Below are 25,745 nucleotides of genomic sequence, written 5' to 3'. Positions count from 1 at the left end.
ATTTCCTTTATGATGCCTTACCAACTTGCCTTTTTGACACCTGGAAGCACGCCATCCAACGCCAATTTTCTAAAACACATACGACACATGCTGAAAATTCTCATGAACGCGCGTGGTCGGCCACACAATTTGCAGCGATTGCGCTGTCTTGTTGCAAACTTTGGTGTTTTTTCTGATTTTTCAATCATCGCTTTACGAGCCATGTGTTACCTCATTTCGCATTTGTTTGACGGAACGGCATACCAAACGCTTTTAGTAAAGCGTATCCGTGCTCATCAGATGTTGCTGTTGTCTGAATAGTTACATTGAGCCCAACAGCTTTGGTATCAACGCCACTTTCGACTTCAGGAAAAATGCTCGTCGCGTCCTTAATGCCGAGGTTATAGTTACCTCTGCCATCAAGTTTCGGCGTAACTCCTTGAAAGTCTTTAACTTTTGGTAAAGCCAAATTAATCAAACGATCAAGAAAGCTATACATTACATCACCACGAAGCGTCACCATAACACCAAGCGGCATTCCTTCACGAATCTTAAAACCCGCGATTGATGTTCGTGCAAGTGTTCTAACAGGTTTTTGGCCCGATATTTCTTGAATCAAATCGCCAATTACTTTTAGAACTTTGCTATCGGAGACTGCTTCTTTTGCCCCAACGTTAATAACTATTTTATTAACCTTTGGAACTTCCATAATATTTGAAAGTCCAAGGTCTTTCTGAAGCTGAGGACGTATATTTTTATTATATGACTCTTTTAAACGAGCTGTGGCCATTGAAACCCTTAAATTCTAAAATGCTTCTTTGCATTTATTGCAAGTGCGAACTCTTGTTCCATCTTCCATTGTTTTGACATTGACTCGAACTGCTTTATGGCAGGCTGTGCAAACAGGCATTACCTTTGATACATGAAAATAGGCTTCCTGCTGCTTAATGCCACCAGTGTCACCTTGTTTTCTTGGTTTAGCATGCTTGGTTATAACACCAAGATCCTTAACCTTTACTTTATCTTTTTTAGGTAAAATTTCAATTACTTTACCCTTTTTACCATCGTCTTTACCGCCAAGAATAACGACGGTATCTTTTTCTTTAACACGCATCATAAAAGTGCACTTCCTTTATACAACTTCTGGAGCCATGGAAACAATTTTTGTAGAAACCTTACGCACTTCTCGAGCAATAGGACCAAAAATACGAGTCGCAATAGGATCCTGACTATCTTTTGCTAGAACAACAGCTGCGTTATCACCGAATCGAATATAGCTGCCGTCTTCACGACGAACTTCTTTAGCGGTACGCACTATAACAGCTCTCACCACTTCACTTTTCTTTACCATTCCCCCTGGAATTGCAACTTTCACCGCACAAATGATTATATCGCCAACTCGCGCAAATCTTTTGCCAGTGCTGCCAACAACGTGAATACATTGCATCCATTTTGCGCCAGAGTTATCTGCAACCACGAGATAAGTTTGCTTTTGGATCATATTCAGAACCTCTTAATTATCTGTCATTTACGCTTGCATCTTAACAACACGCGCCAAGTACATATATTTTGTTTTTGAAACAGGACGACCTTCGTAGAACTCTACGGTATCCCCTACTTGCGCCTGACCATTTTCATCATGGACTTTATACTTCTTTACCGATCTCATTACCTTTTGTACTTTCGCGTTACGATAAGTACGCTCATGCTCAACAACGATAGTCTTGTCCATCTTGCTAGATACAACAACACCGCGAAGGACATTTTTTACTTTTTGTTCTGAACTTACCATAAGAACCTTTTCTCTCAACCTAGCTGCTCAGACTTATCACGCAGTTGCGTTAAGCCTCGTGCAATGTTTTTTTTCAATTTCTTAAATTGCGAATAATCCTTCGTTGGTTGCGTAGCTGCAGACAAGCGCAAGCTGAAAAGCTCTGCTCGTTGTGCTTCGACAAACTTATAAAGGTCTTCGCCACTCATATTTTTCAAATCCAATTCATTCTTAGCCATTGTCATCCGTCTTCTTTACAAATTGGGTTTTCATAGGGAGCTTATATGCTGCGAGTCTGAAAAGCTCTTTAGCTTCGCTCTCCGGCAACCCTTCAATTTCAAACATAATACGGCCACGCTTAACTGCAGCAACCCAAAACTCAGGATTACCCTTACCTTTACCCATACGTGTTTCAGCTGGCTTTTTTGTTACCGGCTTATCAGGGAAAACTCTTAGGAAAAGCTTACCGTTTTTCTGCAAACCGCGCGAAATAGTAATTCGAACCGCTTCAATCACTTGTGCGGTAAGGCGTGCTGGTTCTACTGCCTTGAGGCCGTAGTTTCCAAAGAAAAGCTCGCGACATCCTTTTGAGAGGCCTTTGAGTCTTCCTTTTTGCACTTTACGGAATTTAGTTTTTTTCGGCATTAACATAGTGTCAATCTCTCATGCTTTACTGTTGCACTTCGCCTTTGCAAATCCAAGCTTTGACACCAATGATGCCATAAGTTGTTTTTGCTTCAGCAAAACCATAGTCGATATCTGAACGCAAGGTATGCAACGGAAGCTGGCCAAAACGCTCATATTCTTCACGCGCAATTTCAGCACCACCCAAACGACCTGCGCAACGTACCTTAATACCTTTAGCGCCTGCTCGCATCGCTGAAGCTACTGCTTTTTTCATTGCAGATTTGAAGCTACCGCGTTTTTCTAATTGTGCTGCGATATTTTTTGCAACCAGAGTCGCATCTAATTCAGGAGATTTAACTTCTTGAACCGATATTTCAACGTTTGGTCTTTTCAAGAAATTCGAAATATCTTTTTTCAATGTTTCGATATCTTGGCCACCCTTACCGATGATCACACCCGGTCTTCCAGAGTGAATAATCACCTTAACACTGTCGTCGCCGGCTTTTTCAATTTCTACACGCGCTACTTCAGCATTATCTAAGTAACGATTAAGAAATCTACGAAGCTTTACGTCTTCAATAATTTGCTTACCGTATGATTTACGCGCAAACCAACGCGCGTCCCAATCACGATAGACACCTATTCTAAAACCTTTTGGATTAACTTTTTGACCCACTGTATACCTCTTATTTGCCCAGACGTTCTAAGATTACACTCAAATGGCAGAGCCGTTTTCTTTGAATATTCGCTCGACCCATTGCTCCTGGCTTATAATAGCGAATGATTGGGCCTTCATCAATGCGTAAATCTTTGATCACCAAGTCGTTTGGCGATAATTCATTCAAGTTTTTAGCATTTGCGACAGCCGACATAAGCATCTTTTTCAAAGGTACCGATCGACGAGTTTTATACGTTTCAAGCCAGTGTAGAGCATACTGCGCATTTTTTCCTCGGATCACGTCGGCCAAGGGGCGCAATTTGTAAGGCGAGTAACGTACAAATTTAGCTTTGGCACTAAATTGCATTTTGTTCCTTATTTGCAAAATCTAAAGTTTTTTCCTGTTATACATCTAATTGTATTAATTTACTGTACCTGAATTATGACTCTGGGGCAACTCCGGCTTGACGCTGGCCACTATGAACTCTAAAAGTTCTGGTTGGCGCAAATTCGCCCAGGTAATGTCCCACCATATTTTCTGTAACAAAAACAGGAATAAATTTCTTACCATTGTGAACCGCAATAGTAAGCCCTACAAAATCAGGAATTACCATGCTTCTTCGAGACCAGGTTTTAATAACTTCTCGTTTCCCAGAAGTTTTAGCCTGCTCAACTTTTTTTATTAGTGACTCGTCTACGAACGGGCCCTTTTTAATCGATCTTGCCATTGGTTACCTTAAATTATTTACGTCTTTTTAAAATCAATGGATTCTTTCTACGACGCGTTCTGGTACCCTTGCATCCCTTACCCCAAGGAGTTGTAGGGTGAGAACCAGATTTAGAACGACCTTCACCACCGCCATGAGGGTGATCAACAGGGTTCATCGCCATACCACGAACCGTTGGTCTAATACCCATTTGGCGCGTACGTCCTGCTTTACCAATAACGATGTTCTTGTGCTCAGCATTTCCAAGCATGCCAACCGTTGCCCAACATTCCAGATTAATTTTTCTAATCTCTCCAGATGGCATCTTTAATGTAGCATACTCATTTTCTTTAGCTAGAACCTGCGCACCAAGACCAGCACTACGTACAAGCTTACCGCCGCCGCCTGGTTTTATTTCGATATTGTGAACCACAAAACCGACAGGAATATTGCGCAATGGCAGGCAATTCCCTACTTTTGGGTCAACATTCTGACCAGCAGCAACTGTATGCCCTACGCTCAAATTTTGAGGAAGAAGCATATACGCTTTTGAACCATTGGCATATGAAACTAATGCTATACGAACGTTACGATTTGGATCGTATTCGATCGCCATAACTTTACCTTCAACATCTCTGCATGAGCGCATGAAATCTATCATGCGGTATTTGCGCATCGCGCCACCGCCTCTATGGCGCACGGTAATGCGACCATAAGCGTTTCTACCACCTTTTTTTCTCAACCCAAAAACGAGCGATTTTTCCGGTGATTTTTTCGTTATATCTTCAGAAGTCAAAAAACTTTGAAATCGTAACGAAGAGTTTCTTGGTTTTCTTGTGATTATTGCCATTGATTATCCTTCGTTATTACTTTTGGCCTGCAGGCAGTTGCTCGGCAGCTGCCATTTGACCTGTTTCTGCAACGCCTAAGGAATAACCAGGTTTCAAAGTAACAATAGCACGCTTTGAAAGTTTACCCTGTGTTATCTTACGTTTGACCGTACGATTTTTTCCTTTGCGGACCACAATGCGAACTGTTTCTGTCTCAACATTGAAGAGCTTTTTAAGCGCTTCTTTTACCATAGGTTTATTTGCTTGAGGATGTATTCTAAGAACAACTTGTTTAAATTGTTGCATTAATCCTGAAGCTTTGCTGCTCACCACTGGTCCGAGGATGACATTATAAATGCTTAACTCCATGTGGCCACCATTTTCTTAAACAAGTCTAGATCTTTCTTTAATACAACCCATTGATCGCCGCGTACAATACTGTATGCGTTCGCATCATCAAAGAGCACAACGTTCACATCTGGAATATTTACAAAAGAAGCGTAGTGCACCATATCTTCAGTAGAAAGAAAGAGGATAATTCTTTTGCCAATCAATTGGGCATCTTTTAATGCTTGATGCGCGTGAGCTGTTTTAGGCAAATCGTTAGAAAGTTGCCAATCAAGCACGCCAATCGAGCCTTTTTCCAGATAATTCCAGAATAATGTATTCAAAACACCTCGTTTGAGATCTTTTGAAATTTTGAGAGTTCTTGTACGAGGCTGTGGACCAAAAATTACGCCACCACCAATCCATAGTGGAGAGCGAGCAGATCCGGCACGTGCACGACCTGTACCTTTTTGTTTCCAAGGCTTCTTATTTGAAAAGTTAACGTCTGCACGTCCTTTGCAACCAACGGTACCTTGACGGCCGTTTTGCAACAACGTACGAATACTAATCGCAAAAGCGGCTTTATCGATTGAGCGCTCAGGAACTGCTTGAAAATCTGCAGCTTTAGCAACCATCAAAGCATTTTGCGAAGTAGATTGAGTTTTTTTTGTTTTTTGAGCACACATGTTCTATTTCCTATACTTTCTGCACAAACACAAGCGAGCCTGCACCGCCAGGTACTGAACCCTTAACAAGGACAAGCTTTGCATCTTGCTCAACTCGAATCACTTCTAGATGTTTCATCACGCGTTGATCACAACCCATGTGGCCAGGTAATTTTTTACCTTTAATAACACGACCTTGAGATCTCATGAAACTCATAGATCCCGGCCATCTACCAAAACGTGGCCCGTGACTGGCGCTACCGCCTCTAAAATTGTGGCGCTTAACAACACCTTGGAATCCACGGCCTTTGGTCATCCCAAAAACATCAACTTTTTGGCCAACGGCTAAAACCGCTGCCCAGTCAAATGGTTGCCCTACCTGATAGGAACCTGGTTCGGTCAATGCAATTTCACGAAAATATTTAAAATATTTATTTTTCTTCTTTAACCATTCAATTTGGAAAGGTTCTTCCGCATAACGTTCGCGCAAACATCCAATTTGAACTGCTTCATACCCATCACGATCCTTAGTTTTCACCTGAGAAATAATCCAATTATTAAGGTCGATAACCGTTACCGGAACAACCTTATTTTGCTCAGAAAAAACTTGGGTCATGCCAATTTTGGTTCCCCAAATACCATTTAACATCGATAACCTTTCCACCGCTAGCAAATTTCTACGTCAACCCCAGAAGATATACTTAATTTCATCAACGCTGTCATTGTTTCTTCAGAGGGATCAACAATATCAACGATACGCTTATGCGTTGTCAAATCGAATTGCTCGCGTGACTTTTTATCGATATGCGGAGAACGCAAAACGGTAAAATAGCGACTCTTATTAGGCAATGGAACAGGTCCCACAACACGGGAACCTGTTCTTTTTGCTGTCAAAACAATTTGTTTCACTGCTTTATCAAGAAGCTGGTGATCATACGATTTAAGCGCTAGGCGAATTTTTTGTTTTTTCATTCCAAAACCTTACCGTATGATACTATTTAAGAATTTCAGTTACTACACCAGATCCAACGGTGCGTCCACCTTCACGAATTGCAAAGCGAAGATCTTTCTCCATCGCAATTGGCGAGATAAGGTCAACGCTTAGTTCAACGTTATCACCAGGCATAACCATCTCACGACCAGCCGGCAATGTTACAATGCCAGTAACGTCTGTTGTTCGGAAATAGAACTGAGGACGATAACCGTTGAAGAATGGGCTATGACGACCGCCTTCATCTTTGCTCAAGATGTAAATTTGGCATTTGAATTTTTGATGAGGTTGTACTGAACCTGGCTTAGCGATAACCATACCACGTTCAATTTCTTCTTTTTTCGTACCACGAAGAAGAATACCTACGTTGTCGCCCGCTTGGCCTTCTTTAAGTTCTTTTTTGAACATTTCAACACCAGTTACAACAGTCTTCTGTGTTGATCCGAAGCCAACGAGTTCAACTTCTTCACCGACTTTAACTTTGCCACGCTCTACACGGCCTGTAGCAACTGTACCACGACCAGCAATAGAGAATACGCCTTCAACTGGCATCAAGAACGGCTTGTCGATTTCTCGAACTGGTTCAGGAATATAGCTATCAATTGCGTCTAATAATTTTTGGATTGCTTGGTAGCCTAGTTCACCAGCATCGCCTGCAAGTGCTTTTGTTGCAGAACCACGGATAACAGGAATCTCAGCACCAGGAAAACCATATTTGCTGATAAGATCGCGAACTTCTTCTTCGACCATATCAATCATGTCTTTGTCATCAACCATGTCGCATTTGTTCAAGAATACAACAAGGGCAGGAACACCTACGTTTTTTGCAAGCAAGATATGTTCGCGCGTTTGAGGCATCGCACCATCAGCTGCAGAAACAACAAGAATTGCGCCGTCCATTTGTGCCGCACCGGTAATCATGTTTTTTACATAGTCGGCGTGGCCAGGGCAGTCAACGTGCGCATAGTGACGTTTGTCTGTTTCATATTCAACGTGAGACGCAGCGATCGTAATTCCGCGTTCTCTTTCTTCAGGCGACTTATCGATTTGATCGTAAGCGGTGAAGTTTGCTAAACCTTTGTTTGCCAAATATTTTGTTATTGCAGCGGTAAGGCTGGTTTTTCCATGGTCAACGTGACCGATGGTTCCGACGTTTACGTGCGGTTTTTTTCTTTCAAATATAGCTGCCATGATATTGGTCTCCTACAGACTCTGTACGATATGTGTATTTATTCTATTTTTTCTGAGCTACAGCCGCTTCAATGTGTTTCGGCACTTCTCTATATGCCTCAAACTCCATAGAATAGCTTGCCCTTCCCTTGGTCATCGAACGCAGCGACGTCGCATAACCAAGCATTTCACCTAGCGGAACCTCAGCGTTAATCACTTGGCTACCGCCGCGACCTTCCATCCCTAAGATTCTGCCTCTTCGAGAGTTAAGGTCACCCATTACATCACCCATATATTCTTCAGGCGTCTCTACTTCTACTTTCATAATGGGTTCAAGAAGCACAGGATTTGCTTGCGCAAGTCCGCTTTTGAATGCCATAGAGCCGGCGATTTTAAACGCCATTTCTGAAGAGTCAACATCGTGATACGAACCATCGTATAGAGAAACTTTAAGGTCCACTACAGGAAATCCTGCCAAGATGCCAGAAGAGAGGGCTTCTTCAATACCTTTTTCTACACCGGGAATAAATTCTTTTGGAATCGATCCACCAACGATATCATCTTCAAATACAAATCCTGATCCACGCTCGCGAGGTTCAAGCTTAATCCAAACATGTCCGTATTGACCACGGCCACCAGATTGCTTGATGTATTTTCCCTCAGAATCGACAGGCTTCTGAATTGTTTCTTTATACGCAACTTGAAGTTTGCCTTGCGCCACATCCACTTTTGATTCACGTTTGAGGCGATCCACAATAATTTCAAGATGCAATTCACCCATACCAGAAATAACCGTTTGGCCTGTTTCTTGATTATAAGTAAATCTAAATGAAGGATCTTCTTGCATTAATTTGCGCAAGCCGATTACCATTTTCTCGTAATCACCCTTATTCTTTGGCTCAATAGAGCTATCAATAACCGGAGCTGGTACATCAATAGATTCTAGCAAGATCGGGCGATCTTCTGCGCAGAGCGTATGACCAGTGATCGCATCTTTAATACCGACCACAGCGGCAATATCTCCAGCTTTTACACTATCAATTTCTTCACGCTTATTGGCATGCATTTTTACCAAGCGGCTTACGCGCTCTTTGTTGCCAGTGTTTGCATTGTACACGTATGAGCCAGATTTAATTTCGCCAGAATAAACACGAATAAACGTAAGAACTCCAACGAACGGATCGGTCATAATCTTAAATACAAGCGCTGCAAAAGGAGCATCTGGATCAGCCTTGCACTCTTCTTCCTTACCGGTAGAAGGAACTTTTCCTACAACGGGCGGAACATCAAGAGGCGATGGTAGATAATCGGTTACCGCATCAAGCATCAGCTGAACACCTTTGTTCTTGAATGCAGTACCGCAGAATGCAAGAGCGATCTGCTGGCTAATAACACCCTTACGGAGTGCTGCTTTAATTTCAGGAATCGAAATCTCTTCGCCATTCAAATAGCGCTCCGCCATTGCATCGTCAAAGTCGCACGCTTTTTCAACAAGCTGCGTACGCAATTTTTCCATTTGTTCCACTTGATCAGCAGGAACATCAGACCACGTTATAGTAACGCCGCGATCAGCTTCACTAAACGTAGCCATTTTGCGCGTTAGCAAATCGATAATTCCTGAAAGATTTTCGGAAAAACCAACTTGCATTTGAGCAGGAACAGCGTTTACATGTAATTTTTCATTGATATCATTAACAACTCTCAAGAAATCGCCACCGACTCTATCAAGTTTATTAACAAAAATAATACGCGGAACTTTATAACGTTTTGCTTGGCGCCATACCGTTTCTGATTGAGGTTGAACACCAGCTACACCACAAAAAACTCCGACCATTCCATCAAGTACGCGCAATGAGCGACCTACTTCAATGGTAAAGTCAACGTGTCCGGGTGTATCAATAATATTAATATTGTGACCCTTCCACGTGCATGTTGTTGCAGCGGAAGTAATCGTAATGCCGCGCTCACGCTCTTGCTCCATCCAATCCATAACCGTATCACCCTCATGGACTTCGCCCAGCTTATGGGTAACACCGGTATAGAAAAGGATTCGCTCAGTTACGGTGGTTTTACCAGCGTCAATATGGGCAGCAATACCAATATTTCTAAATTTTTGCAGTTCTCTTTCTCTACTCATAACTATCCCCACTTACCACGCGTAGTGCGAGAATGCACGGTTAGCTTCAGCCATCTTATGAACATCTAGCTTCTTCTTGACCGCATCTCCGCGACCTTCTGCTGCATCGAGCAGCTCGTGGCCTAAGCGCAATCCCATAGATTTGTCTGATCGCTTTTTGGCAGCGTCAATAACCCAACGCATCGCAAGCGCACGGCGACGTTCTGGGCGAACTTCAACGGGAATTTGATACACGCTACCACCGACGCGTCGTGGACGTACTTCAATAGCAGGAAAAACCTGCTCAAAAGCTCGATAAAAAGACTCAAGCCCTTTTTCGCGGTTATTTCCAGCCTTCTTGGTAAGAATTTCGATCGCATCATAAACGATTTTGCGCGCAACACCTTTTTTGCCACGCCACATAACAACGTTGATGAATTTTGCAACTAATTCAGACCCATAGCGCTCGTCAACACCGATATCACGCTTTAAGCTAATTAATTTTTTACGCCTTGCCATAGATTAAATCCTTCTTGCCTGCCTTATTTAGCCGCTTTAGCTTGTTGTCGTTTTGCGCCATACAACGAACGTCCTTGCTTTCTATTCTCTACTCCAGCAGTGTCAAGCGCACCGCGAACGATGTGATATTTCACACCTGGAAGATCTTTTACTCTTCCGCCACGAACGAGAACCACAGAGTGTTCCTGTAAGTTATGGCCTTCACCACCAATATACGCAGTTATTTCGATTCCCGTTGAAAGCTTAACGCGAGCTACTTTACGAAGAGCTGAGTTAGGTTTTTTAGGAGTCATGGTAGACACACGAGTACAAACACCACGTGCTTGCGGAGCACCTTTAAGTGCACGGCTCTTAGACTTATATACCACTTTGTGACGTCCAAAGCGGGCAAGTTGATTTATTGTAGGCATAAAGTTTTCCCAAAAAATTAATCGTTAACTGTAACTAATTACCAATCAGTAGATTCTATATCGAAAGCGTCAGGCGCGTTGATTCTCTGTGTATCTTTTATTTTTGAAACATTAAAGAATTATAAACATTTTAACCTTTTCCAGATTTTTTTCAAGTGGAATTGTGCCTCCAAGAAATGATTTTTGATCATAGACGTCGCGCACTATTCATGTTACCGTGTATGTCAGATCTCAGAGTAAAAAACACAACTTACAAACCTTATTCGGCCTTATTTTTGCTAAGGAGTATTTGTATGGCTTTCCAAATCGTATCGCAGCTACTCGGCACTGCACAGCATCTTTTTTTCATTGCGGCAGGAATCGCAGGCGTCGGATTTCTTATAGGATTTCACGAATTAGGCCACTTCCTCTTTTGCAAACTGTTCAAGATTGCTACCCCCTCGTTTTCTATAGGGATGGGGCCAAAGCTTTTAAGCAAGAAAATAGGTGAAACCGAATTCGTGCTTTCTGCCATTCCATTTGGAGGGTACGTTGAAATCGCTGGCGCTGCAGAAGTAGGCCAAGGGGACCAAAAAGAGGCGCACCGAAAAGATAAATATTCGTTCGCGGCTAAACCGTATTATCAAAAAATGCTTGTGATGGCAGGCGGCGTGCTTTTCAACCTGATTTTTGCTTATGCTGCCCTTTCGGCTCTTTATTTTCTGGGTATGCCAAAATCTGCACTTCTTTATCCAAGCAATGCCTCAACCACAATTAGCACCATTGAAAGCGAATCTCCTGCAGCTCAAGCTCATCTTGAAGAGGGAGACATTGTTAGAGCGGTAAATAATGAACCGATTACTTCAGCTACGCAATTAATCACGATTGTTAAGAATAATCCTAACAATGAGCTTAAATTCTCAGTAGAACGTGCAGGAACAGTCCATGAATTGCCTGTTTTGATTGGAGAACGCCAAGTTCAAGATCAAAGGATGGGGTTCGTCGGGTTAGATTTTGTTATTCCAAAATATTCGTTTATTGATTCAATAAAAATGGGCATTTCATCAACTCATTTAATTGTTGCACAAGTTTGGAAAGCATTAGTCGGCATTTTTACCCTTCAAAACGTTGGCCAAGTTGGCGGCCCATTAATGGTAATTTCGCAGACGGTTAAAGGGGCTGAAAAAGGAATCAAAGTCTTCTTGCTGCTTCTTGCATTTATCAGCGTAAACTTAGCACTCATGAATATCATTCCTCTTCCTATCATGGACGGTGGCCAAGCGCTTCTTTATACGATTGAAGCTATCGTAGGCCGCCCATTACCTGAAAAAACCCGTATGATGATTCATTATGTTTGCTGGATCGCTGTGCTTGCGCTCGTGGTTTTCCTCAGCGTTAAAGATGTACTTCACCTATTTTCAATAGCGTAATAACTTAGCTATGAACAAACTATTTTTCATCCTGTGCATTTCATTCCCAAAAAAAATAAGGGCCGATTTTTAGTCGGCCCTTTTAATTTCTTTAAGAAAACGCTGCTTTATCGAGCTTTTTCCATTTGCGCAATGTGCGGATGCTCAGCGCCTTCGTAGATGCGTAGCTTTTTAATCACAGATCGGCCTAATTTCGATTTTGGCAGCATTCTTTCAATCGCAAGCTCTAAGACCTTAACCGCGCCCAACTCTTCCATTGTGGCCGATTTTTGTCCGCCCATCCACCCTGAATAGGTATAATGAGTTTTTTGTTGCCATTTTTTACCGGTAAAAACAACGTCTTTTGCGTTGATGATGACTACGTAGTCACCGGCATCAGAATGAGGAGTATAGATAGGAACGTGTTTTCCATGTAGAATATCAGCAACTTTTGTCGCCAAACGGCCTACAATTTTCCCACGTGCATCAATTACGTGCCATTTTGGCTTTTGATCTTCTTTTCTGAGGTAAAATGCTTTATTCATATCCATGGTGGATTCCTTATCGACTTAGCAAAAAATCTTTACGTGTAGTTCAATACTAAAGCAAAAAGCTTTCTCGGTCAAATGAGATTTACCAAACTAATGGTTTCCATAATTGCCACTTTTATTTATATTCATAACGTATTTATTATTTTTTCGCACAAGGACTCCTATGCAGCTCAATTGGCTCGTTTTGTTGCCGCCCCTACTTGTTATCGCTCTAGCATTTATTACTCACCGCGTACTTTTTGCTCTTTGCATGGGAATCTTATCTGGCGCCGTTATTGCAGGTTCGTTCTCACCGGTTGAATCGATGCGCATTCTTTATCAAAACGTTATTGCCCAATTTGATATTGCAAACATTTACACCTTTGGCTTCCTTTTGAGCCTTGGTGCGCTCATAACGCTGATTAGCTACACCGGAGGCACGATCGCTTACGGCCGCATTATCAAAAAGAGGCTCACCAACCCTCGTAACGCCGAAACCGCTTCAATGCTTCTTTCTTTTTGTTTTGCTATAGATGATTTTTTTAGCATTCTCACGGTTGGTTCAATTATGAAGCCGGTGACCGACACCTTTAAAATCCCCCGCATTAAATTAGCATTTCTCATCGATTCGCTTGCGGCCCCAATGATCATCTTGGTCCCTTTTTCCACATGGGTTGCAATGATTTTGATGCAGCTTGAAAAAGCGGGCGTTTCCATAAATAAAGAAGCGCTGCCTATCATTCTTGAAGATCCTTTCGCTTTCTATTTGCAAAGCATTCCGTTTATTTTTTATTCGTTTATTATCGCGGCAAGCGTTTTCTATATCATTCGCTCCAATTCTTCGTGGGGCTTAATGCGCATGCATGAGGAGATTGCTCAAAAAACAGGCAATCTTTTTGGTGGTGCACAAGAACATGAAAGCAAAGCATCACAAGCAACTGAAACCAAAGGCACGCTCTTTGATTTTCTGTTTCCCTTGGGCTCACTTATTGCGGGCATCATTATTGCAGTTTTGTATCTGGGAGATTCTGTCGTCTTTGGCGGCCCTAACTCACTCGCACAAACGATGCAAAAAACAGATATTTTCTTGGCTCTTTTTGCTGGCGGCGTTAGCGCATTGGTTCTAAGCATTTTTGTAGCGCTGATTACAAAAAAAATTACGCTCAGCGATTTGCCGATTCTTGCACGCGGCGGCTACGAACTTATGAAAGACTCGATTGCAATTCTCTTCCTTGCATGGACTTTTGGTTCTCTTTTGAAAAATAATCTGCATACCGGTGAATTTTTAGCACAAATTTTAGTTGGCTCGGTAAGCAGTGCGTTCTTGCCTGCAATGTTCTTCATAGCAGCGCTTATTACTGCGGTCGGCACAGGGTCTTCCTGGGGTACTATCGCGGTATTGGTTCCTTTGGCGATACCCCTCGTTGCCAAATTTGCCCTTATTCAAACGCCAGCGGCTATAAGTGAGCTTTTAATGGCTCTTCCTGTAGTTGGGGCAATTTTTGCAGGAGCGGTGGCTGGAGATCACGTTTCCCCTATTGGAACGACCACTATTATGTCCGCCACCAGCGCTGAAGCCAATTTGAACGCACACGTTCGCTCGCAGCTTCCCTATGCAACTCCTGCCCTGATTTCTACCTTTATTGCCTATATTGTCGCCGGTTATACGATTTCTTACGGAATCTGGGTTTCTTTTGCCTGTTCGTTAGGCATTGGACTTTTTTTAGCACTTTCCATGCTTTTTATGGCGAAATTGCTCCAAAAGAAGGCATAGTTTTCTACTTGTAACTTTTCCAGCGATTTTATTGGGGGCGTTTTCCACCCCCCCTTTTTTATGGTAAAGTGAGATCTGTAAATACAATTGAATGGAGTTTTTATGGATTTCAAGAAGATACTTTTGGCAGCATTATTTTTTGCTCCAACTTTTCATTCGCACGCTTATTATATACAGGTAGATCCACGCACCGCTTCTGAGAAAATAAAAGAAGCATTTGCAACCTACGCTTCAAGCGCGAAAGAAACAATAAGACCAATTTTAAACACAGTTGGCGATAAAGCTAAAGAAAAAATTACTCAGCTCGCGTACAGTGATCCTCGGTTAGTTGGCATGAGCGCAATTGGCGCAGCGGGTGGTATATTTGGCACCTATCTTTTGTGCTCCGGAATAAATACTGCGACATCAGAAAAACCTCAAGATAGAAATAAAAGCGGATTAGGAAAAATTCTCAGCGGTTTTGCTCTGATAGCTTCTTCTGCTCTCTGGATTGCAAAATCAAAAGATATCCTTAACGCTTGTCGATAATTTTTAAATCAAAGAGCATAATTAAGTTCTGCGAATAATTAATAATTTGATAAAAAGAGCCTGGAGTTCTCAGGTTCTTTTTATTTTCCCAGAATATCTTAGATTCTTTTAATTCTCTTCGTCGTCAAAATCTCCATCTTCAGATTCAACAGTTTCTTGTTCAGATTCCAATTCTTCTTCTGGTTCATCCTCAGGTTGGATTTTCTCCGCCATCATCAGTTCAATATCATCCGGCGATTTTAATAAATCTTCGCTCAAGCAAATATTGCCATCTTCGATGATCCAATAATCATCTTCGATACGGATGCCAATCCCTTCTTCAGGAATATAGATGCCGGGTTCAATAGTGATCACATCTCCCTTTTGAAGCGGCGTACTATAATCACCAACATCATGCACATCGAGCCCTAAATAATGGCCAATACCATGCAGGAAATATTTCTCATACCCTTTTTCTTTTAAGAAATTCACGGCGCGATGATAGAGCGATTGCTCAGGTTTCTCTTTATTGGAGACCCACATACCCGGCCGCGCTAAGCTTGCAATATAATCCTGCGTTTCAAGCACGATCAAATAAAGCTCACGCTGACGCTTGGTAAACGTCCCTGATACTGGGAATGTGCGTGTTAGGTCAGCATTGTAATAATTGTATTCCGCACCAATATCGACGACGACTAAATCACCTTTTTCTAGAGTTGCGGTATTTTGATTATAATGCAAAACGGTACCATTCCTTCCTCCAGCCACGATGCTTGGAAATGCGAGCGAGCATCCGCGCGACGTGAATAAATATTCAAGCAGCGCTTGAATCTCATATTCCTTTTTTCCGGGAGCAATAGCGCGAGCAACAGCAGCGTGCGCATCTATGGTTACGTCTATCGCTTTGTACAAATACTCAAGCTCTTGATTATTCTTGAAGCGGCGCATGCTAGCAATTAATGGAGAAATGTCCATTATTAGTTCTGGCAAATTTGGAATCAAAGTGCTCATACGCTGCAAAATAAATCGTTGCTCAACGTAGGCAGAAGCGGAATTAGGGTTCAATGTAAAAATCGTACGCTTTTGCGCCACAGCTGCGTTTAAAATTTTTATGAGCTCTTGATACTCTTCGTTACTGAAAAACGGATGGCACTGATATCCTTTGCACTGGGTTCCCAAATAGGAAATATCGTCAAAGCCGAGTCGATCTTTTTGCGCGGGTAAAATAGTTGATGCAACCCACTTTGCACGCTCACTGCCAAAATTTGGAACGTACAACGTTGTTTTATCATTTTTCAGATCAATTAACAATGCGCATGCAGGCTCTTCAATGCCAGTCAGATAATAAAAAGAACGCTCTTGCTTGAAGATTGAGTGACTCTCAAACGCACCAAAAAGAATAACGAGCCCATCTGCCGACTTCGGATACTGTTCACGAATTAGTTGTATTAATTGTGCACGGCGACTTTTGAAAAATGCCGCATCATGCTTTTCACGAATTGCCATAGCTAAATCCCAGAAAAATGTTTTTCAGTTAATAGTTTCAAGTTTATCGGAAGAATAAAAAAATTATACCAATAAGAAAAGAACCAACTGTCATAGTTGTGAGATTTTTATCATAGAACTATAAATTGGCGTTTTTTATAACAATCGCCCATCCAAAACCTTAAATTATTGCGTATTTAAGCCACTTTTTGCTACTTTAAAAACAAAAGGAGCAAAGTATGAAGATGAAATTAATAATAATGGCATCACTTTTTGCCATTGTTTCTAGTATTTCGAGTTTTGATATAAAAGCCGACTGTGATTCAAGCTCAGCTGGGCGAGGATGTATAGATTGCCAAGCCGCATGTGCTGCAGGTAGAAGCGTCGATCGTGAAACGTGTATTCAATGTAACAGTTGTATCGGCTTCAGTGATGAAGCTAAACAAGAATGTGGCGAAACACCATTTTAAAAATTAAAGGAAAACAATGAATAATAAGCACATTATTTTTTTGGGAGTATTTGCCTTAGTTTTTTTAACTATAGGTTTAAATGCGATGGAAATAGAAAAAGAATATCATTATAAATTTTCTAATCCTATTGCAGAAAGACTTTATGAAGAATATTCTGGCAGCGTAGATGCGATGAATGAGATTAGAAAACGCGCTGATGGATATTTAGATGCATATAAAACCGATCCGTCATCACTCAATGATGCTGCAAACGAATTACGCCGTTTTGCAAATTATTTGCACTCTGCAAAAGAAGCGCTAATTAAATTGTCTCTTTCACAAGTTTCAAAAGACGACTCAAATTTTTTAACTACTGAAACCTTACGTGCTAGAAAAGAACTAAATGCTTTAGAGCATGAATTGGAAGAAAAATCTTTTGATGTAGAACAAAAGGCACTAAGTTTAGTGGATGTATCAAATAATGTTTTTTATAAATTGCATGGAACTTCAGCAGTATTGGAAAATAAAAAAATTGAGAAAAATGTTAAAGAAGGACTTAAATACATATCTCAATTAGAGTGGCCTAAAAAATAAAGCTAGTTTGAAAGCTAAACTGCATGAACCTTGGAAAATAAAACAAGAATGTGGCGAAACACAGTTCTAAAGTAATTTACCAAAAAAGTTTAAGGCACAGAAAATAAGCTCTGTGCCTTAATTATTAATTTAAAACGGTCTTCTTTCTGAAAGAGCTTTAAAAACCGTTACTCGATCCATATATTCAAGTGATGAACCAACGGGAATGCCGCGCGCTAAGCAAGAAATGTTAATTGAGGAATCTTTCAGTTTTGAAGAAATGTATGAAGCGGTCGCCTCACCCTCAGGTGTTTGATTGGTTGCCAAAATTATTTCTTTAACACCATCATTTACTCGCGCGACAAGTTGCTCAACGGTCAGATCCTCAGGGCCAACGCCATTTAATGGGCAGATGGCGCCACCAAGAATGTGATAAAGGCCACTGTACCCTCCCGTTTTTTCAATCGCCATTAATTCTTGCCATGTTTCTACAACGCAAATAATAGAGCTATCACGCTTGGGTGAATCGCAAAATGGACATGCTTTCGCTTTTTCTTTCCAGACAAAACAGTGCGGGCAATGAACTACCTGGGCACGCGCATCCATGATCGCTTTGCACAATTTTTGCGCTTTTGCATCATCCATGGTGAGAAAGTAATTAGCAACTCGATACATATTTTTTGAAGCAAGGTACGGAACTTGCTGTAATTGCTTCAGTAACTGCCCGAGCGTTGGAACCTGCTCAATCATACTTCAAAACTTTCATAATTTGCGCTTGCGCAACACCCAAGAATGTACTCACGATCGTAAAGAGAGCCAATCCGCTTGAAAAGCTTGAAAGAACTGCTGCAAATACGAGCGCCATGCCAATAGATGAAACACGTTGTTTTGGATCGTTGCCTGCAGGTGCATGCAAAACCATCCCAATAAAGATCAATATTGGCAAAATATAGTATGGATCACGCGCTGTTAAATCAGGGATCCATAAAAATGGTGCTTTATAGAGCTGAATCGCATTTGAAAGAATGATGCTCAATGCCCAAAAGATTGGCAATTGAAGCAGAAGCGGAATGCATCCTGCCATTCCTGGCATGCCGTGCTTACGAATAAGTTCAGCGCGCGCCTCAGCCAACGCTTCTTTATCGTGTTTATATTTGTGCTGAATATGATCGAGTTTCTTTTGAAATTCCATGCGTTTTTTCAAGCTTTGTTCGCCGCGCCAGGTAAATGGCAACAATAATAATTTAAGTAAAATGGTCAGAATAATAATTGCCCAACCATAGTTGTGCACAACGCCGTAAATCGCCTCAAGTGCACGCAGCATTAATTGTGAAAGTGGTTTTGAAATAAACGAGAACATTCCATAGTTCAACGTTTCTTCTAAACGTGAATCTACTTGGGCCATCGCTTGATCTTCTTTTGGCCCCATGTAAAACGTGAGATTCCATGAAGCATTGCCGGCAACCTCAGGCCCTTCAAGAACTGAGTACCACATTTCTGCGTCAGCCGGTTTGAAATAGCCGCGCTGCGTAAATTGTTGTGGATCGTTTACTAATGCATGAATAAAATAACGATCTTGTGCACCAAATAATGTTGGATGAGACCAATATGAAGAAGCTGTTTCAGCATTGCGCGAATGCATTTTAACTTTATTGCGTTCATCATTGGCAATGACCGTAATCAAATCTTCACCCGCCAATTCTGAAACTAGTGGAGAAGGAATAAAAATGCGTGCTTTTTGATTAATGACGCTGTTTGCTTCAAATCCAACTTCTAGATCAATACGATATTCGTGCTTGTAGACTACGAATTTCTTATTTAAATAGCCATTTTCGATTGGCGCTCGATAGGTAAGCGTATGCGTTTTATCATCTTCTTGATGATTTACTAACTCAAATGCTAGTGGCGTTTTTTCTTCGAGAGCAACCAGGAAGCATCGTTTCTCGCGATCTCCTCCTGCTGGCGGAAATACGGTGCTCAAGAATCCTTCTTTTTCTCCCCAATTGCGCCTGAATTCAAGACGTCGCAAGGAGGCGCCCTCAGAAGAAAATTCGTAAAATGCGTTTTCTGTTTCAAACGAAGTAACCGTTGGCTGTTTAGCGTTTTTTGCATCGCTAAAATCTATTTCAAGATTAAGCGGTTTGTGCACTTCAATTTCTGTAGATTTTGGTGCCACAAATCGTTGTCCAGATCTTACAATCTCAATAGTTTCAGCGCCTTCATGACGACTAAAAAAATAACGGAGCCCCATCGTAGTCGCAAGCGCAAGTGCAAATGGAATCAGTAATTTGGAAATCTCGTTAAAATTCATGGAGCACCTTATACTAAATATTGGTATATCGAACTGTTTTTTTGCTAGTTTAACAGAGAAGAAATCGTTCAGCTAGCAAGAGTTATATCATAACCTATAAAAAAGAGGTAGTTATGAAAAAGCAGTATCGCATCGGCCACATCGCAAAAGAGCTCAATGTAAAACGATTCGTTATCAGATTTTGGGAAAGAGAATTTGGGCTGAGCTCGCCAAGATCGACCGGAGGTCAGCGTTGCTATGAACAAGGGGACATTGATCGTTTTAAACAAATAAAACAACTTCTGTACGATCAAGGGTTCACGATCGCCGGCGCAAAAAAATGGTTAGAGGAGCACGCAGCCCAGCCGGTTGCACCATTAACTGGATCCGCTCAGGAAATTACGTTTATTCCGGCGCAAGAAAAACCAAGCGAACTGCCAGAAGCTATTTCGGAACAAATAACAACACTTCATAGAAAACTTCTTAAACTGCGAGAAATGTTATAAAAAAATATGAATTACAAAACATCACTTTTCATCTTCCGACGCGATCTTCGCTTGCAAGATAATACCGGGTTGATTGAAGCTATTAAACAATCGGAAACGGTTATTCCTTGTTTTATTTTTGATTCACGACAAGTGAGCGAAAACAATCATTACCGAAGTTTAAATGCTATCCAATTTATGATCGAGTCACTGCAGGAGCTTGATGAAGAACTTCGCAAAAAAGATGGCAAGCTGTATCTTTTTTACGGAAAAAATGAAGAGATCATAGGATCGCTTTTAAAGGCGGGCACGATTGACGCGGTTTTTTGTAACCGCGATTATACCCCGTTTTCTATCAAGCGCGATGAAGCGATTAAAAAGGCTTGCCTTCATTATAATGTCGCTTTTAATCAATACGCTGATGCGCTCTTGCATGAACCGGAAGAGATAAAAACACAGGGCGGAACTCCCTACGCTGTTTTCACCGCATTCTATAAAGCATCACTTCATGTAACCATCAGAGAAGCACAAAAATTACCAGCTTCGGATTTCTATCGTGGGGCAGTGAGAGGTTCAGAGACAGCAGCGATTTATAACCAGATTCTCCCAACGCGCAACAAAGAAATTTTTGTGCACGGTGGGCGAAAAGAGGCATTGAGCATACTCAAATCAATCTCTGACTTTCAGCATTATCAGAAAACGCGCGATTTTCCTGCATTGCACACCACGGCACTTTCGGCTCATTTAAAATTCGGCACCGTCTCGGTGCGCGAAGTATATGAGGCAATAGACAAACAACTCGGTCATGGGCATCCACTTTCTCGCCAACTTTATTGGCGCGACTTTTTTACGCACGTTGCATATCACAGCCCATTTGTATATGGACACGCTTTTCATAAAAAATATGATCACTTGGATTGGAATACGAGTAAAAAAGATTTTGACGCATGGTGCGCAGGCAAAACCGGTTTTCCCATTGTTGATGCTGGTATGCGACAATTAAATGCAACCGGCTACATGCACAATAGGGTGCGCATGATTGTTGCTTCGTTTTTAACCAAAGATTTACACATCAATTGGCTCTGGGGCGAAAAATATTTTGCTCGGCAGCTTGTTGATTACGATCCGGCGGTTAATAATGGTAATTGGCAATGGTCGGCCTCTACTGGGTGTGACGCGCAGCCCTATTTTCGCATTTTCAATCCATGGCTGCAGCAAGCAAAATTTGATCCCGAATGCGTTTATATAAAAACATGGATACCGGAACTCAAAAAAGTTGCCATTAAAGATATTCATATGTGGGATAAAAAATTCGCAAGCTATGCTGTCAACTATCCGGCGCCGATGGTTGATCATTCAAAAGAAAGTGCAAAAGCAAAACTACTCTATAAAAGTGTGAAATCATGAAAAATAGTAACTCAGCGCTTCTCATTCTTCCGCATCAACTTTTTGAAAAATTGGAGCTGCTTGATCAAAAAATGCCGATTGTCATTTGGGAGGCGCCGCGTTATTTTACCGATTTTACATTTCATAAACAAAAACTTATTTTCCATCATGCATCGATGCAAACCTATGCAGATTATTTAAAAAAGAAAAAAATCGAGGTGCACTATTGCCCCTTCAATGAATCTTTTCCGGCAGTACTGCGCAAACAGGGAATAAAGAAACTTCATTTTATCGATCCGGTTGATCTGCCATTTGAAGCCACATTAAAAAAAATGTGTAAAAAAAATCATATAGAGATTGAAAAACATGAAACGCCCGCATTTCTTACATCCACCAACATAATTGAAAAGACTTTTGGTAAGAAAAATCAGGTTTTCCGGATGCAATCGTTTTATAGTGCGCAACGCAAACGCCTTAATATCCTTGTTAAAAATGGAAAACCAATTGGCGGCTCGTGGAGCCTTGATAAAGAAAATAGAAAAAAAATTCCTGAAACACTCACCATTCCACAACTATGGAAACCCAAAAAAACTAAGTTTGTAATTCTCGCTGAAAAATATGTTGAAAAGCATTTTTCTGACAACCCTGGAGAAACCGACCTGTTTTGTTATCCGACTAATCACGCCGACGCAAAAAAGTGGCTCGACGACTTTTTAAAAAAAAGATTAGCCCACTTTGGTGATTACGAGGATGCGCTTAATGACGCAACGCCATTTCTGTTTCATTCAGTACTTTCACCCCTTCTGAATGCGGGCCTTTTAACGCCAGCATATATTATTGAAAAAACGATGACATACGCAAACAAACACAACATCTCACTCAATAATCTTGAAGGATTCATTCGACAGATTATTGGATGGAGAGAATATGTGCGCGGTATGTATTGCATGCATGGCGAAAAACAACGAAATAGCAATTTCTTTGCTCACAAAAATAGATTATCCAAAAGCTGGTGGAACGGCTCTACTGGCATTACTCCAATCGATCGGACCATAAAAAAAATTCTCTCGTACGCGTATGCGCACCATATTGAGCGACTTATGGTACTAGGAAATTATATGTTACTCAATCAAACAGATCCGAACGAAGCTTACACTTGGTTCATGGAACTCTTTATCGACGCGTATGATTGGGTGATGGTGCCAAATGTTTTCGGAATGAGCCAATTTGCCGATGCGGGTTTGATGATGACCAAACCATATATTTCAAGCTCAAACTATATCCGTTCAATGAGCAGCTCATTCAAAAAAGATGAATGGTGCCAATTATGGGATGCAAAATATTGGTATTTTTTGCATAAAAATAAAAAGATTCTTTCAAAAAATCCGCGCATGGCACTCGTTTATCAGCAGTATTATCGATTGAAACCGGCAGCCCTCAAAAAAATATGTGCGACCGTTACATCAGAAAAAAAGTGATGGGCATTATACTAGTCCAAATAATGCCGATAAGAACGATTGCCATTTGAAGTTTTTGTTGCCACAAAACCATTTCGTTCAAAAAATTTCTCAGCTTTGTACGCGTGTTGTGGCACCTGAGCAATCACATACTCACAATCATGCTTCTTGGCTGTTTCAAGCGTCGCATCTAAGAGCGCAGAGCCCATTCCTTGGCCCGGTTGCGCAACCTGAATCCATTGAATTTGCGCAAAATTCGTTTTGCCTACGCAGAAAAAATTAGAGTAATGCTCAGAATAGTGAACGAGCCCCTTCACCACATTTTTTTCTATACAAATATCAGTCTCTAATGCCTCGTAGCTGAAGCAACTAATATTTTTTGATGAACTGTTAATCGACTTGTGCAATTCAGGAACGAATTGTCCATCATCAATTTTATACTGATTGAGAAATGCACCCACCAATACTCTGTGTTTCTCATAATTGTATTGAAAAATAGTTGCTGGCCCGTTTTCCATGGCCTGCGCACAAAGCGATCCAACAATCATCATAATGGCTGTGATTTTATACATCTGCCGATCCTTAAAAAGCTCTTTAATAAAAATAAATTTTGGCTCAACTAGTGTAACAGCGCTGTTATTGATAGCAATGTAATAGTATTTGTTATGGTTTTTGACTTATTCACGCAAATCATTAGAATTAACACGTATCAGTTCAAACCTCACCATAAAAGCCATGAATATACGTTTATCTCATTTCATGCTCACTCCCACGCCTCGTCCCTGAGGGGTGTACTTCTTATTATTTCTTTCCATTCTGTTTACCTAAGTGAATCTAAATCGATAATTTAGAATTATATAGTTTTAAGTGAGGTCGTTCATGAATAGTGCTTATATTATTTCGTTCGTTGCATATTTTGCTTTCTTTTTAGGGTTGAGCATTTATTTTTATCGAAAAAACAAAAACGCTGGTGCGTTCATTTTGGGCAACCGTTCGGTAAGTTATTGGGTTGCCGCTCTTGCTGCTCAAGCAAGCGATATGAGCGATTGGCTTTTCATGGGTTATCCGGGCCTTATTTATGGATGTGGCCTTTTTAATGCATGGGTTGCTATTGGACTTATTATTTTTATGTTCCTCAATTGGCAATTTATTGCCCCCAAGTTGCGCAAAGCGACCGAATATTATGAAAGCGTAACGCTTGCTTCATTTTTCGAGCGCCGTTTTCATGATCATTCCGGAGCGCTCCGCTTGATGACCGTTTTTTTTACGCTCTTCTTTTTAAGTTTTTATATTGCAGCAGGATTGCTTGGCCTTGGCCGCCTTTTTGAATCGACGTTTGGCTTAAGTTATCATTATGGAATTGCGATCAGCATTTTTATCGTTGTTATTAATATTTTGATTGGCGGTTTTATTGCGGTCGCTTGGGGCGATATGTTTCGCGGGCTTTTTTTGCTTGCTATGATTCTTATCGTACCAGTTGTTGCATGGAGTTCGATGGCGATTCATCCAGATTTCAGATTTCATACGATAGCGCATGCATTAATTCCTTCAGCTTCTTATAGCACGCTTACCCAAATAATCACGTTAGCATTCGGCTGGGGACTCGGTTATTTTGGTTCGCCCCATATCTTAATTAATTTTATGGGTATTAAAGAAATCTCTAAAATATCAAAAGCAAAATGGATTGGGATTTCTTGGCAAATAATCGTACTTGGCGCCGCAACACTCATTGGAATGCTCGGCACCACGTTTTTTGCACAACCGATTGCGAATCGTGAACTTGTTTTTATAGAAATGGTGAAAGAACTTTTTCATCCGCTAGCGGCAGGCTTAATTTTATGCGCAATTTTCGCTGCTACCATGTCGGTAATGACCGCGCAGATTTTAGCCACCGCATCAAATATTTCTGAAGACTTTATAAAGCGTATTATAACTAAACCTCTTTCATCTGGTGCTTCACTTTTTATTATTCGTGCGTGCGTCGTTCTCCTTCCCTTAATTGCGTATGCGATCAGTTATAATAGTACAAGCAGCGTAAACGATTTAGTTTCATATGCGTGGTCTGGCCTCGGGCTTGCGTTTGCACCCGCCGTAATTGCCGCACTCTATATGCCCCGCACGAATAAATATGGCGCATCTGCTGGCATGCTGTTTGGTGGTATCACCGGAATGGTTTGGCCTTATTTAAATATGAACTTTATGCCGTTGCTTCCAGGATTTGCGATCGGGCTTTTATTAATTACGAGCATTTCATACTCAACAACTTCGCATCAAAAGAACTAAGGGGCAACGATGATTATTTCTTACGCAGACTTTGAGAAAGTAGATATTCGAGTTGGTACTATTATTGCAGTCGATGATTTTCCTGAAGCGCGAAAACCGGCTTATAAAATCACCATAGATTTTGGCTCAGAAATTGGTATCAAAAAATCTTCAGCACAAATTACGCAGTATTCAAAAGAACAATTACTCGGCAAACAAATAATAGCGGTAGTTAATTTCGGACCAAAGCAAATTGGGCCATTCATCTCAGAATGTTTAACACTCGCAATGCCCGATGAGATTGGTAGGGCAACATTGCTGCATCCGTCAAATTCAGTCCCAAATGGCGGAAAACTGTTTTAAAAATAGTAGAAAAATTATTTAAATT

Annotated in this window: 34 protein-coding genes; 10 read left to right on the top strand and 24 right to left on the bottom strand. The window is 41.2% G+C overall.

Going from position 1 to position 25,745, the window contains the following annotated elements; genetic code table 11:
• Nucleotides 1-17: 17 nt before the first annotated feature.
• From VHO47_01625 to rpsL, 19 genes are all read right to left on the bottom strand, one after another.
• Nucleotides 18-203, bottom strand: coding sequence for a type Z 30S ribosomal protein S14 (locus VHO47_01625; GenBank protein ID HEX2977799.1), 186 nt, complete (start codon nt 201-203; stop codon nt 18-20).
• 8 nt (nt 204-211) lie between these two features.
• On the bottom strand, nt 212-769 hold the full coding sequence (gene rplE / locus VHO47_01620) for a 50S ribosomal protein L5 (GenBank protein HEX2977798.1): 558 nt from the start codon (nt 767-769) through the stop codon (nt 212-214).
• 15 nt (nt 770-784) lie between these two features.
• On the bottom strand, nt 785-1,096 hold the full coding sequence (rplX, locus tag VHO47_01615) for a 50S ribosomal protein L24 (GenBank protein HEX2977797.1): 312 nt from the start codon (nt 1,094-1,096) through the stop codon (nt 785-787).
• 15 nt (nt 1,097-1,111) lie between these two features.
• Complete coding sequence (gene rplN / locus VHO47_01610; GenBank protein HEX2977796.1) at nt 1,112-1,480, bottom strand: 50S ribosomal protein L14; 369 nt, start codon at nt 1,478-1,480, stop codon at nt 1,112-1,114.
• A 27-nt stretch (nt 1,481-1,507) separates the two neighbouring features.
• Nucleotides 1,508-1,771: a 30S ribosomal protein S17 gene (gene rpsQ, locus VHO47_01605; GenBank protein ID HEX2977795.1), complete on the bottom strand. Its 264-nt coding sequence runs from the start codon at nt 1,769-1,771 to the stop codon at nt 1,508-1,510.
• A 14-nt stretch (nt 1,772-1,785) separates the two neighbouring features.
• Nucleotides 1,786-1,989: a 50S ribosomal protein L29 gene (gene rpmC / locus VHO47_01600; GenBank protein ID HEX2977794.1), complete on the bottom strand. Its 204-nt coding sequence runs from the start codon at nt 1,987-1,989 to the stop codon at nt 1,786-1,788.
• On the bottom strand, nt 1,982-2,401 hold the full coding sequence (gene rplP, locus VHO47_01595; protein HEX2977793.1) for a 50S ribosomal protein L16: 420 nt from the start codon (nt 2,399-2,401) through the stop codon (nt 1,982-1,984). The genes rpmC and rplP overlap by 8 nt, the downstream gene beginning before the upstream one ends.
• Nucleotides 2,402-2,420: 19 nt before the next feature.
• Nucleotides 2,421-3,053, bottom strand: coding sequence for a 30S ribosomal protein S3 (rpsC, locus tag VHO47_01590; protein HEX2977792.1), 633 nt, complete (start codon nt 3,051-3,053; stop codon nt 2,421-2,423).
• 10 nt (nt 3,054-3,063) lie between these two features.
• Nucleotides 3,064-3,402, bottom strand: coding sequence for a 50S ribosomal protein L22 (gene rplV, locus VHO47_01585; protein HEX2977791.1), 339 nt, complete (start codon nt 3,400-3,402; stop codon nt 3,064-3,066).
• 73 nt (nt 3,403-3,475) lie between these two features.
• Nucleotides 3,476-3,763, bottom strand: coding sequence for a 30S ribosomal protein S19 (gene rpsS, locus VHO47_01580; protein HEX2977790.1), 288 nt, complete (start codon nt 3,761-3,763; stop codon nt 3,476-3,478).
• 13 nt (nt 3,764-3,776) lie between these two features.
• The gene (gene rplB / locus VHO47_01575) at nt 3,777-4,592 is read right to left on the bottom strand and encodes a 50S ribosomal protein L2 (GenBank protein ID HEX2977789.1); all 816 of its coding nucleotides are present in this window, start codon (nt 4,590-4,592) and stop codon (nt 3,777-3,779) included.
• A 16-nt stretch (nt 4,593-4,608) separates the two neighbouring features.
• On the bottom strand, nt 4,609-4,941 hold the full coding sequence (locus tag VHO47_01570) for a 50S ribosomal protein L23 (protein HEX2977788.1): 333 nt from the start codon (nt 4,939-4,941) through the stop codon (nt 4,609-4,611).
• On the bottom strand, nt 4,932-5,585 hold the full coding sequence (rplD, locus tag VHO47_01565; protein HEX2977787.1) for a 50S ribosomal protein L4: 654 nt from the start codon (nt 5,583-5,585) through the stop codon (nt 4,932-4,934). Before rplD ends, VHO47_01570 begins: the two co-directional genes overlap by 10 nt.
• 10 nt (nt 5,586-5,595) lie before the next feature.
• Nucleotides 5,596-6,213 (bottom strand): 50S ribosomal protein L3, encoded by a 618-nt coding sequence (gene rplC, locus VHO47_01560; GenBank protein HEX2977786.1) that lies wholly within the window; start codon nt 6,211-6,213, stop codon nt 5,596-5,598.
• Nucleotides 6,214-6,230: 17 nt separating this feature from the next.
• A complete protein-coding gene (gene rpsJ / locus VHO47_01555) occupies nt 6,231-6,536 on the bottom strand; it encodes a 30S ribosomal protein S10 (protein HEX2977785.1) in 306 nt (101 codons plus the stop codon).
• 22 nt (nt 6,537-6,558) lie between these two features.
• Nucleotides 6,559-7,746, bottom strand: coding sequence for an elongation factor Tu (tuf, locus tag VHO47_01550; protein HEX2977784.1), 1,188 nt, complete (start codon nt 7,744-7,746; stop codon nt 6,559-6,561).
• A gap of 43 nt (nt 7,747-7,789) precedes the next feature.
• The gene (fusA, locus tag VHO47_01545; protein HEX2977783.1) at nt 7,790-9,862 is read right to left on the bottom strand and encodes an elongation factor G; all 2,073 of its coding nucleotides are present in this window, start codon (nt 9,860-9,862) and stop codon (nt 7,790-7,792) included.
• 12 nt (nt 9,863-9,874) lie between these two features.
• Nucleotides 9,875-10,360, bottom strand: a complete 486-nt coding sequence (gene rpsG, locus VHO47_01540; protein ID HEX2977782.1) for a 30S ribosomal protein S7 — start codon at nt 10,358-10,360, stop codon at nt 9,875-9,877.
• A gap of 23 nt (nt 10,361-10,383) precedes the next feature.
• Nucleotides 10,384-10,770, bottom strand: coding sequence for a 30S ribosomal protein S12 (gene rpsL, locus VHO47_01535; GenBank protein ID HEX2977781.1), 387 nt, complete (start codon nt 10,768-10,770; stop codon nt 10,384-10,386).
• Nucleotides 10,771-11,063: 293 nt separating this feature from the next.
• Between rpsL and VHO47_01530 the strand changes: the two genes are divergently transcribed.
• Nucleotides 11,064-12,179 carry a M50 family metallopeptidase gene (locus tag VHO47_01530; GenBank protein ID HEX2977780.1) on the top strand — a complete coding sequence of 372 codons (1,116 nt, stop codon included), beginning with the start codon at nt 11,064-11,066 and terminating at the stop codon, nt 12,177-12,179.
• Nucleotides 12,180-12,286: 107 nt separating this feature from the next.
• Here the strand turns inward: VHO47_01530 and rplM are convergent, their stop codons facing one another.
• On the bottom strand, nt 12,287-12,709 hold the full coding sequence (gene rplM / locus VHO47_01525; protein HEX2977779.1) for a 50S ribosomal protein L13: 423 nt from the start codon (nt 12,707-12,709) through the stop codon (nt 12,287-12,289).
• A gap of 163 nt (nt 12,710-12,872) precedes the next feature.
• On the opposite strand from rplM, the gene VHO47_01520 reads away from it, so the two are divergent.
• Nucleotides 12,873-14,462, top strand: coding sequence for a Na+/H+ antiporter NhaC family protein (locus VHO47_01520; protein HEX2977778.1), 1,590 nt, complete (start codon nt 12,873-12,875; stop codon nt 14,460-14,462).
• Nucleotides 14,463-14,564: 102 nt separating this feature from the next.
• Nucleotides 14,565-14,990: a hypothetical protein gene (locus VHO47_01515; protein ID HEX2977777.1), complete on the top strand. Its 426-nt coding sequence runs from the start codon at nt 14,565-14,567 to the stop codon at nt 14,988-14,990.
• Between the two features lie 108 nt (nt 14,991-15,098).
• Here VHO47_01515 and VHO47_01510 read toward each other — a convergent pair whose 3' ends face one another.
• On the bottom strand, nt 15,099-16,475 hold the full coding sequence (locus tag VHO47_01510; protein ID HEX2977776.1) for a Xaa-Pro aminopeptidase: 1,377 nt from the start codon (nt 16,473-16,475) through the stop codon (nt 15,099-15,101).
• A gap of 218 nt (nt 16,476-16,693) precedes the next feature.
• On the opposite strand from VHO47_01510, the gene VHO47_01505 reads away from it, so the two are divergent.
• A complete protein-coding gene (locus VHO47_01505; protein HEX2977775.1) occupies nt 16,694-16,924 on the top strand; it encodes a hypothetical protein in 231 nt (76 codons plus the stop codon).
• A gap of 16 nt (nt 16,925-16,940) precedes the next feature.
• Nucleotides 16,941-17,498 carry a hypothetical protein gene (locus tag VHO47_01500; protein ID HEX2977774.1) on the top strand — a complete coding sequence of 186 codons (558 nt, stop codon included), beginning with the start codon at nt 16,941-16,943 and terminating at the stop codon, nt 17,496-17,498.
• Between the two features lie 129 nt (nt 17,499-17,627).
• Here the strand turns inward: VHO47_01500 and recR are convergent, their stop codons facing one another.
• Nucleotides 17,628-18,227 (bottom strand): recombination mediator RecR, encoded by a 600-nt coding sequence (gene recR / locus VHO47_01495; GenBank protein ID HEX2977773.1) that lies wholly within the window; start codon nt 18,225-18,227, stop codon nt 17,628-17,630.
• Nucleotides 18,220-19,788 (bottom strand): YidC/Oxa1 family insertase periplasmic-domain containing protein, encoded by a 1,569-nt coding sequence (locus tag VHO47_01490; GenBank protein ID HEX2977772.1) that lies wholly within the window; start codon nt 19,786-19,788, stop codon nt 18,220-18,222. The genes recR and VHO47_01490 overlap by 8 nt, the downstream gene beginning before the upstream one ends.
• Nucleotides 19,789-19,901: 113 nt before the next feature.
• Here VHO47_01490 and VHO47_01485 point away from each other — a divergent pair, with 113 nt between their 5' ends.
• From VHO47_01485 to VHO47_01475, 3 genes are read left to right on the top strand one after another with little or no spacing between them, the layout of a single operon-like run.
• Complete coding sequence (locus VHO47_01485; protein ID HEX2977771.1) at nt 19,902-20,273, top strand: MerR family transcriptional regulator; 372 nt, start codon at nt 19,902-19,904, stop codon at nt 20,271-20,273.
• Between the two features lie 6 nt (nt 20,274-20,279).
• Nucleotides 20,280-21,659, top strand: a complete 1,380-nt coding sequence (locus VHO47_01480) for a deoxyribodipyrimidine photo-lyase (GenBank protein HEX2977770.1) — start codon at nt 20,280-20,282, stop codon at nt 21,657-21,659.
• Nucleotides 21,656-23,116, top strand: a complete 1,461-nt coding sequence (locus VHO47_01475) for a cryptochrome/photolyase family protein (protein ID HEX2977769.1) — start codon at nt 21,656-21,658, stop codon at nt 23,114-23,116. Before VHO47_01480 ends, VHO47_01475 begins: the two co-directional genes overlap by 4 nt.
• A gap of 11 nt (nt 23,117-23,127) precedes the next feature.
• On the opposite strand, the gene VHO47_01470 is transcribed toward VHO47_01475, so the two are convergent.
• A complete protein-coding gene (locus tag VHO47_01470; GenBank protein ID HEX2977768.1) occupies nt 23,128-23,667 on the bottom strand; it encodes a GNAT family N-acetyltransferase in 540 nt (179 codons plus the stop codon).
• Between the two features lie 307 nt (nt 23,668-23,974).
• On the opposite strand from VHO47_01470, the gene VHO47_01465 reads away from it, so the two are divergent.
• Nucleotides 23,975-25,378 (top strand): sodium/proline symporter, encoded by a 1,404-nt coding sequence (locus VHO47_01465; GenBank protein ID HEX2977767.1) that lies wholly within the window; start codon nt 23,975-23,977, stop codon nt 25,376-25,378.
• Nucleotides 25,379-25,387: 9 nt separating this feature from the next.
• The gene (locus tag VHO47_01460) at nt 25,388-25,720 is read left to right on the top strand and encodes a tRNA-binding protein (protein ID HEX2977766.1); all 333 of its coding nucleotides are present in this window, start codon (nt 25,388-25,390) and stop codon (nt 25,718-25,720) included.
• The last annotated feature ends 25 nt before the right edge of the window (nt 25,721-25,745 follow it).

It is taken from the genome of Candidatus Babeliales bacterium, from assembly GCA_036260945.1.
Classification (GTDB): Bacteria; Babelota; Babeliae; order Babelales; family JACPOV01; genus JACPOV01.
Note: the sequence above shows the minus strand (reverse complement) of the source record. Positions and strands in the feature narration are given on the sequence as shown.

Coding starts and splice junctions, on each gene's coding strand:
- VHO47_01625 (HEX2977799.1), bottom strand. CDS start 203: ATGGCTCGTAAAGCGATGATTGAAAAATCAGAAAAAACACCAAAGTTT.
- rplE (HEX2977798.1), bottom strand. CDS start 769: ATGGCCACAGCTCGTTTAAAAGAGTCATATAATAAAAATATACGTCCT.
- rplX (HEX2977797.1), bottom strand. CDS start 1,096: ATGATGCGTGTTAAAGAAAAAGATACCGTCGTTATTCTTGGCGGTAAA.
- rplN (HEX2977796.1), bottom strand. CDS start 1,480: ATGATCCAAAAGCAAACTTATCTCGTGGTTGCAGATAACTCTGGCGCA.
- rpsQ (HEX2977795.1), bottom strand. CDS start 1,771: ATGGTAAGTTCAGAACAAAAAGTAAAAAATGTCCTTCGCGGTGTTGTT.
- rpmC (HEX2977794.1), bottom strand. CDS start 1,989: ATGGCTAAGAATGAATTGGATTTGAAAAATATGAGTGGCGAAGACCTT.
- rplP (HEX2977793.1), bottom strand. CDS start 2,401: ATGTTAATGCCGAAAAAAACTAAATTCCGTAAAGTGCAAAAAGGAAGA.
- rplV (HEX2977791.1), bottom strand. CDS start 3,402: ATGCAATTTAGTGCCAAAGCTAAATTTGTACGTTACTCGCCTTACAAA.
- rpsS (HEX2977790.1), bottom strand. CDS start 3,763: ATGGCAAGATCGATTAAAAAGGGCCCGTTCGTAGACGAGTCACTAATA.
- rplB (HEX2977789.1), bottom strand. CDS start 4,592: ATGGCAATAATCACAAGAAAACCAAGAAACTCTTCGTTACGATTTCAA.
- VHO47_01570 (HEX2977788.1), bottom strand. CDS start 4,941: ATGGAGTTAAGCATTTATAATGTCATCCTCGGACCAGTGGTGAGCAGC.
- rplD (HEX2977787.1), bottom strand. CDS start 5,585: ATGTGTGCTCAAAAAACAAAAAAAACTCAATCTACTTCGCAAAATGCT.
- rplC (HEX2977786.1), bottom strand. CDS start 6,213: ATGTTAAATGGTATTTGGGGAACCAAAATTGGCATGACCCAAGTTTTT.
- rpsJ (HEX2977785.1), bottom strand. CDS start 6,536: ATGAAAAAACAAAAAATTCGCCTAGCGCTTAAATCGTATGATCACCAG.
- tuf (HEX2977784.1), bottom strand. CDS start 7,746: ATGGCAGCTATATTTGAAAGAAAAAAACCGCACGTAAACGTCGGAACC.
- fusA (HEX2977783.1), bottom strand. CDS start 9,862: ATGAGTAGAGAAAGAGAACTGCAAAAATTTAGAAATATTGGTATTGCT.
- rpsG (HEX2977782.1), bottom strand. CDS start 10,360: ATGGCAAGGCGTAAAAAATTAATTAGCTTAAAGCGTGATATCGGTGTT.
- rpsL (HEX2977781.1), bottom strand. CDS start 10,770: ATGCCTACAATAAATCAACTTGCCCGCTTTGGACGTCACAAAGTGGTA.
- VHO47_01530 (HEX2977780.1), top strand. CDS start 11,064: ATGGCTTTCCAAATCGTATCGCAGCTACTCGGCACTGCACAGCATCTT.
- rplM (HEX2977779.1), bottom strand. CDS start 12,709: ATGGATATGAATAAAGCATTTTACCTCAGAAAAGAAGATCAAAAGCCA.
- VHO47_01520 (HEX2977778.1), top strand. CDS start 12,873: ATGCAGCTCAATTGGCTCGTTTTGTTGCCGCCCCTACTTGTTATCGCT.
- VHO47_01515 (HEX2977777.1), top strand. CDS start 14,565: ATGGATTTCAAGAAGATACTTTTGGCAGCATTATTTTTTGCTCCAACT.
- VHO47_01510 (HEX2977776.1), bottom strand. CDS start 16,475: ATGGCAATTCGTGAAAAGCATGATGCGGCATTTTTCAAAAGTCGCCGT.
- VHO47_01505 (HEX2977775.1), top strand. CDS start 16,694: ATGAAGATGAAATTAATAATAATGGCATCACTTTTTGCCATTGTTTCT.
- VHO47_01500 (HEX2977774.1), top strand. CDS start 16,941: ATGAATAATAAGCACATTATTTTTTTGGGAGTATTTGCCTTAGTTTTT.
- recR (HEX2977773.1), bottom strand. CDS start 18,227: ATGATTGAGCAGGTTCCAACGCTCGGGCAGTTACTGAAGCAATTACAG.
- VHO47_01490 (HEX2977772.1), bottom strand. CDS start 19,788: ATGAATTTTAACGAGATTTCCAAATTACTGATTCCATTTGCACTTGCG.
- VHO47_01485 (HEX2977771.1), top strand. CDS start 19,902: ATGAAAAAGCAGTATCGCATCGGCCACATCGCAAAAGAGCTCAATGTA.
- VHO47_01480 (HEX2977770.1), top strand. CDS start 20,280: ATGAATTACAAAACATCACTTTTCATCTTCCGACGCGATCTTCGCTTG.
- VHO47_01475 (HEX2977769.1), top strand. CDS start 21,656: ATGAAAAATAGTAACTCAGCGCTTCTCATTCTTCCGCATCAACTTTTT.
- VHO47_01470 (HEX2977768.1), bottom strand. CDS start 23,667: ATGTATAAAATCACAGCCATTATGATGATTGTTGGATCGCTTTGTGCG.
- VHO47_01465 (HEX2977767.1), top strand. CDS start 23,975: ATGAATAGTGCTTATATTATTTCGTTCGTTGCATATTTTGCTTTCTTT.
- VHO47_01460 (HEX2977766.1), top strand. CDS start 25,388: ATGATTATTTCTTACGCAGACTTTGAGAAAGTAGATATTCGAGTTGGT.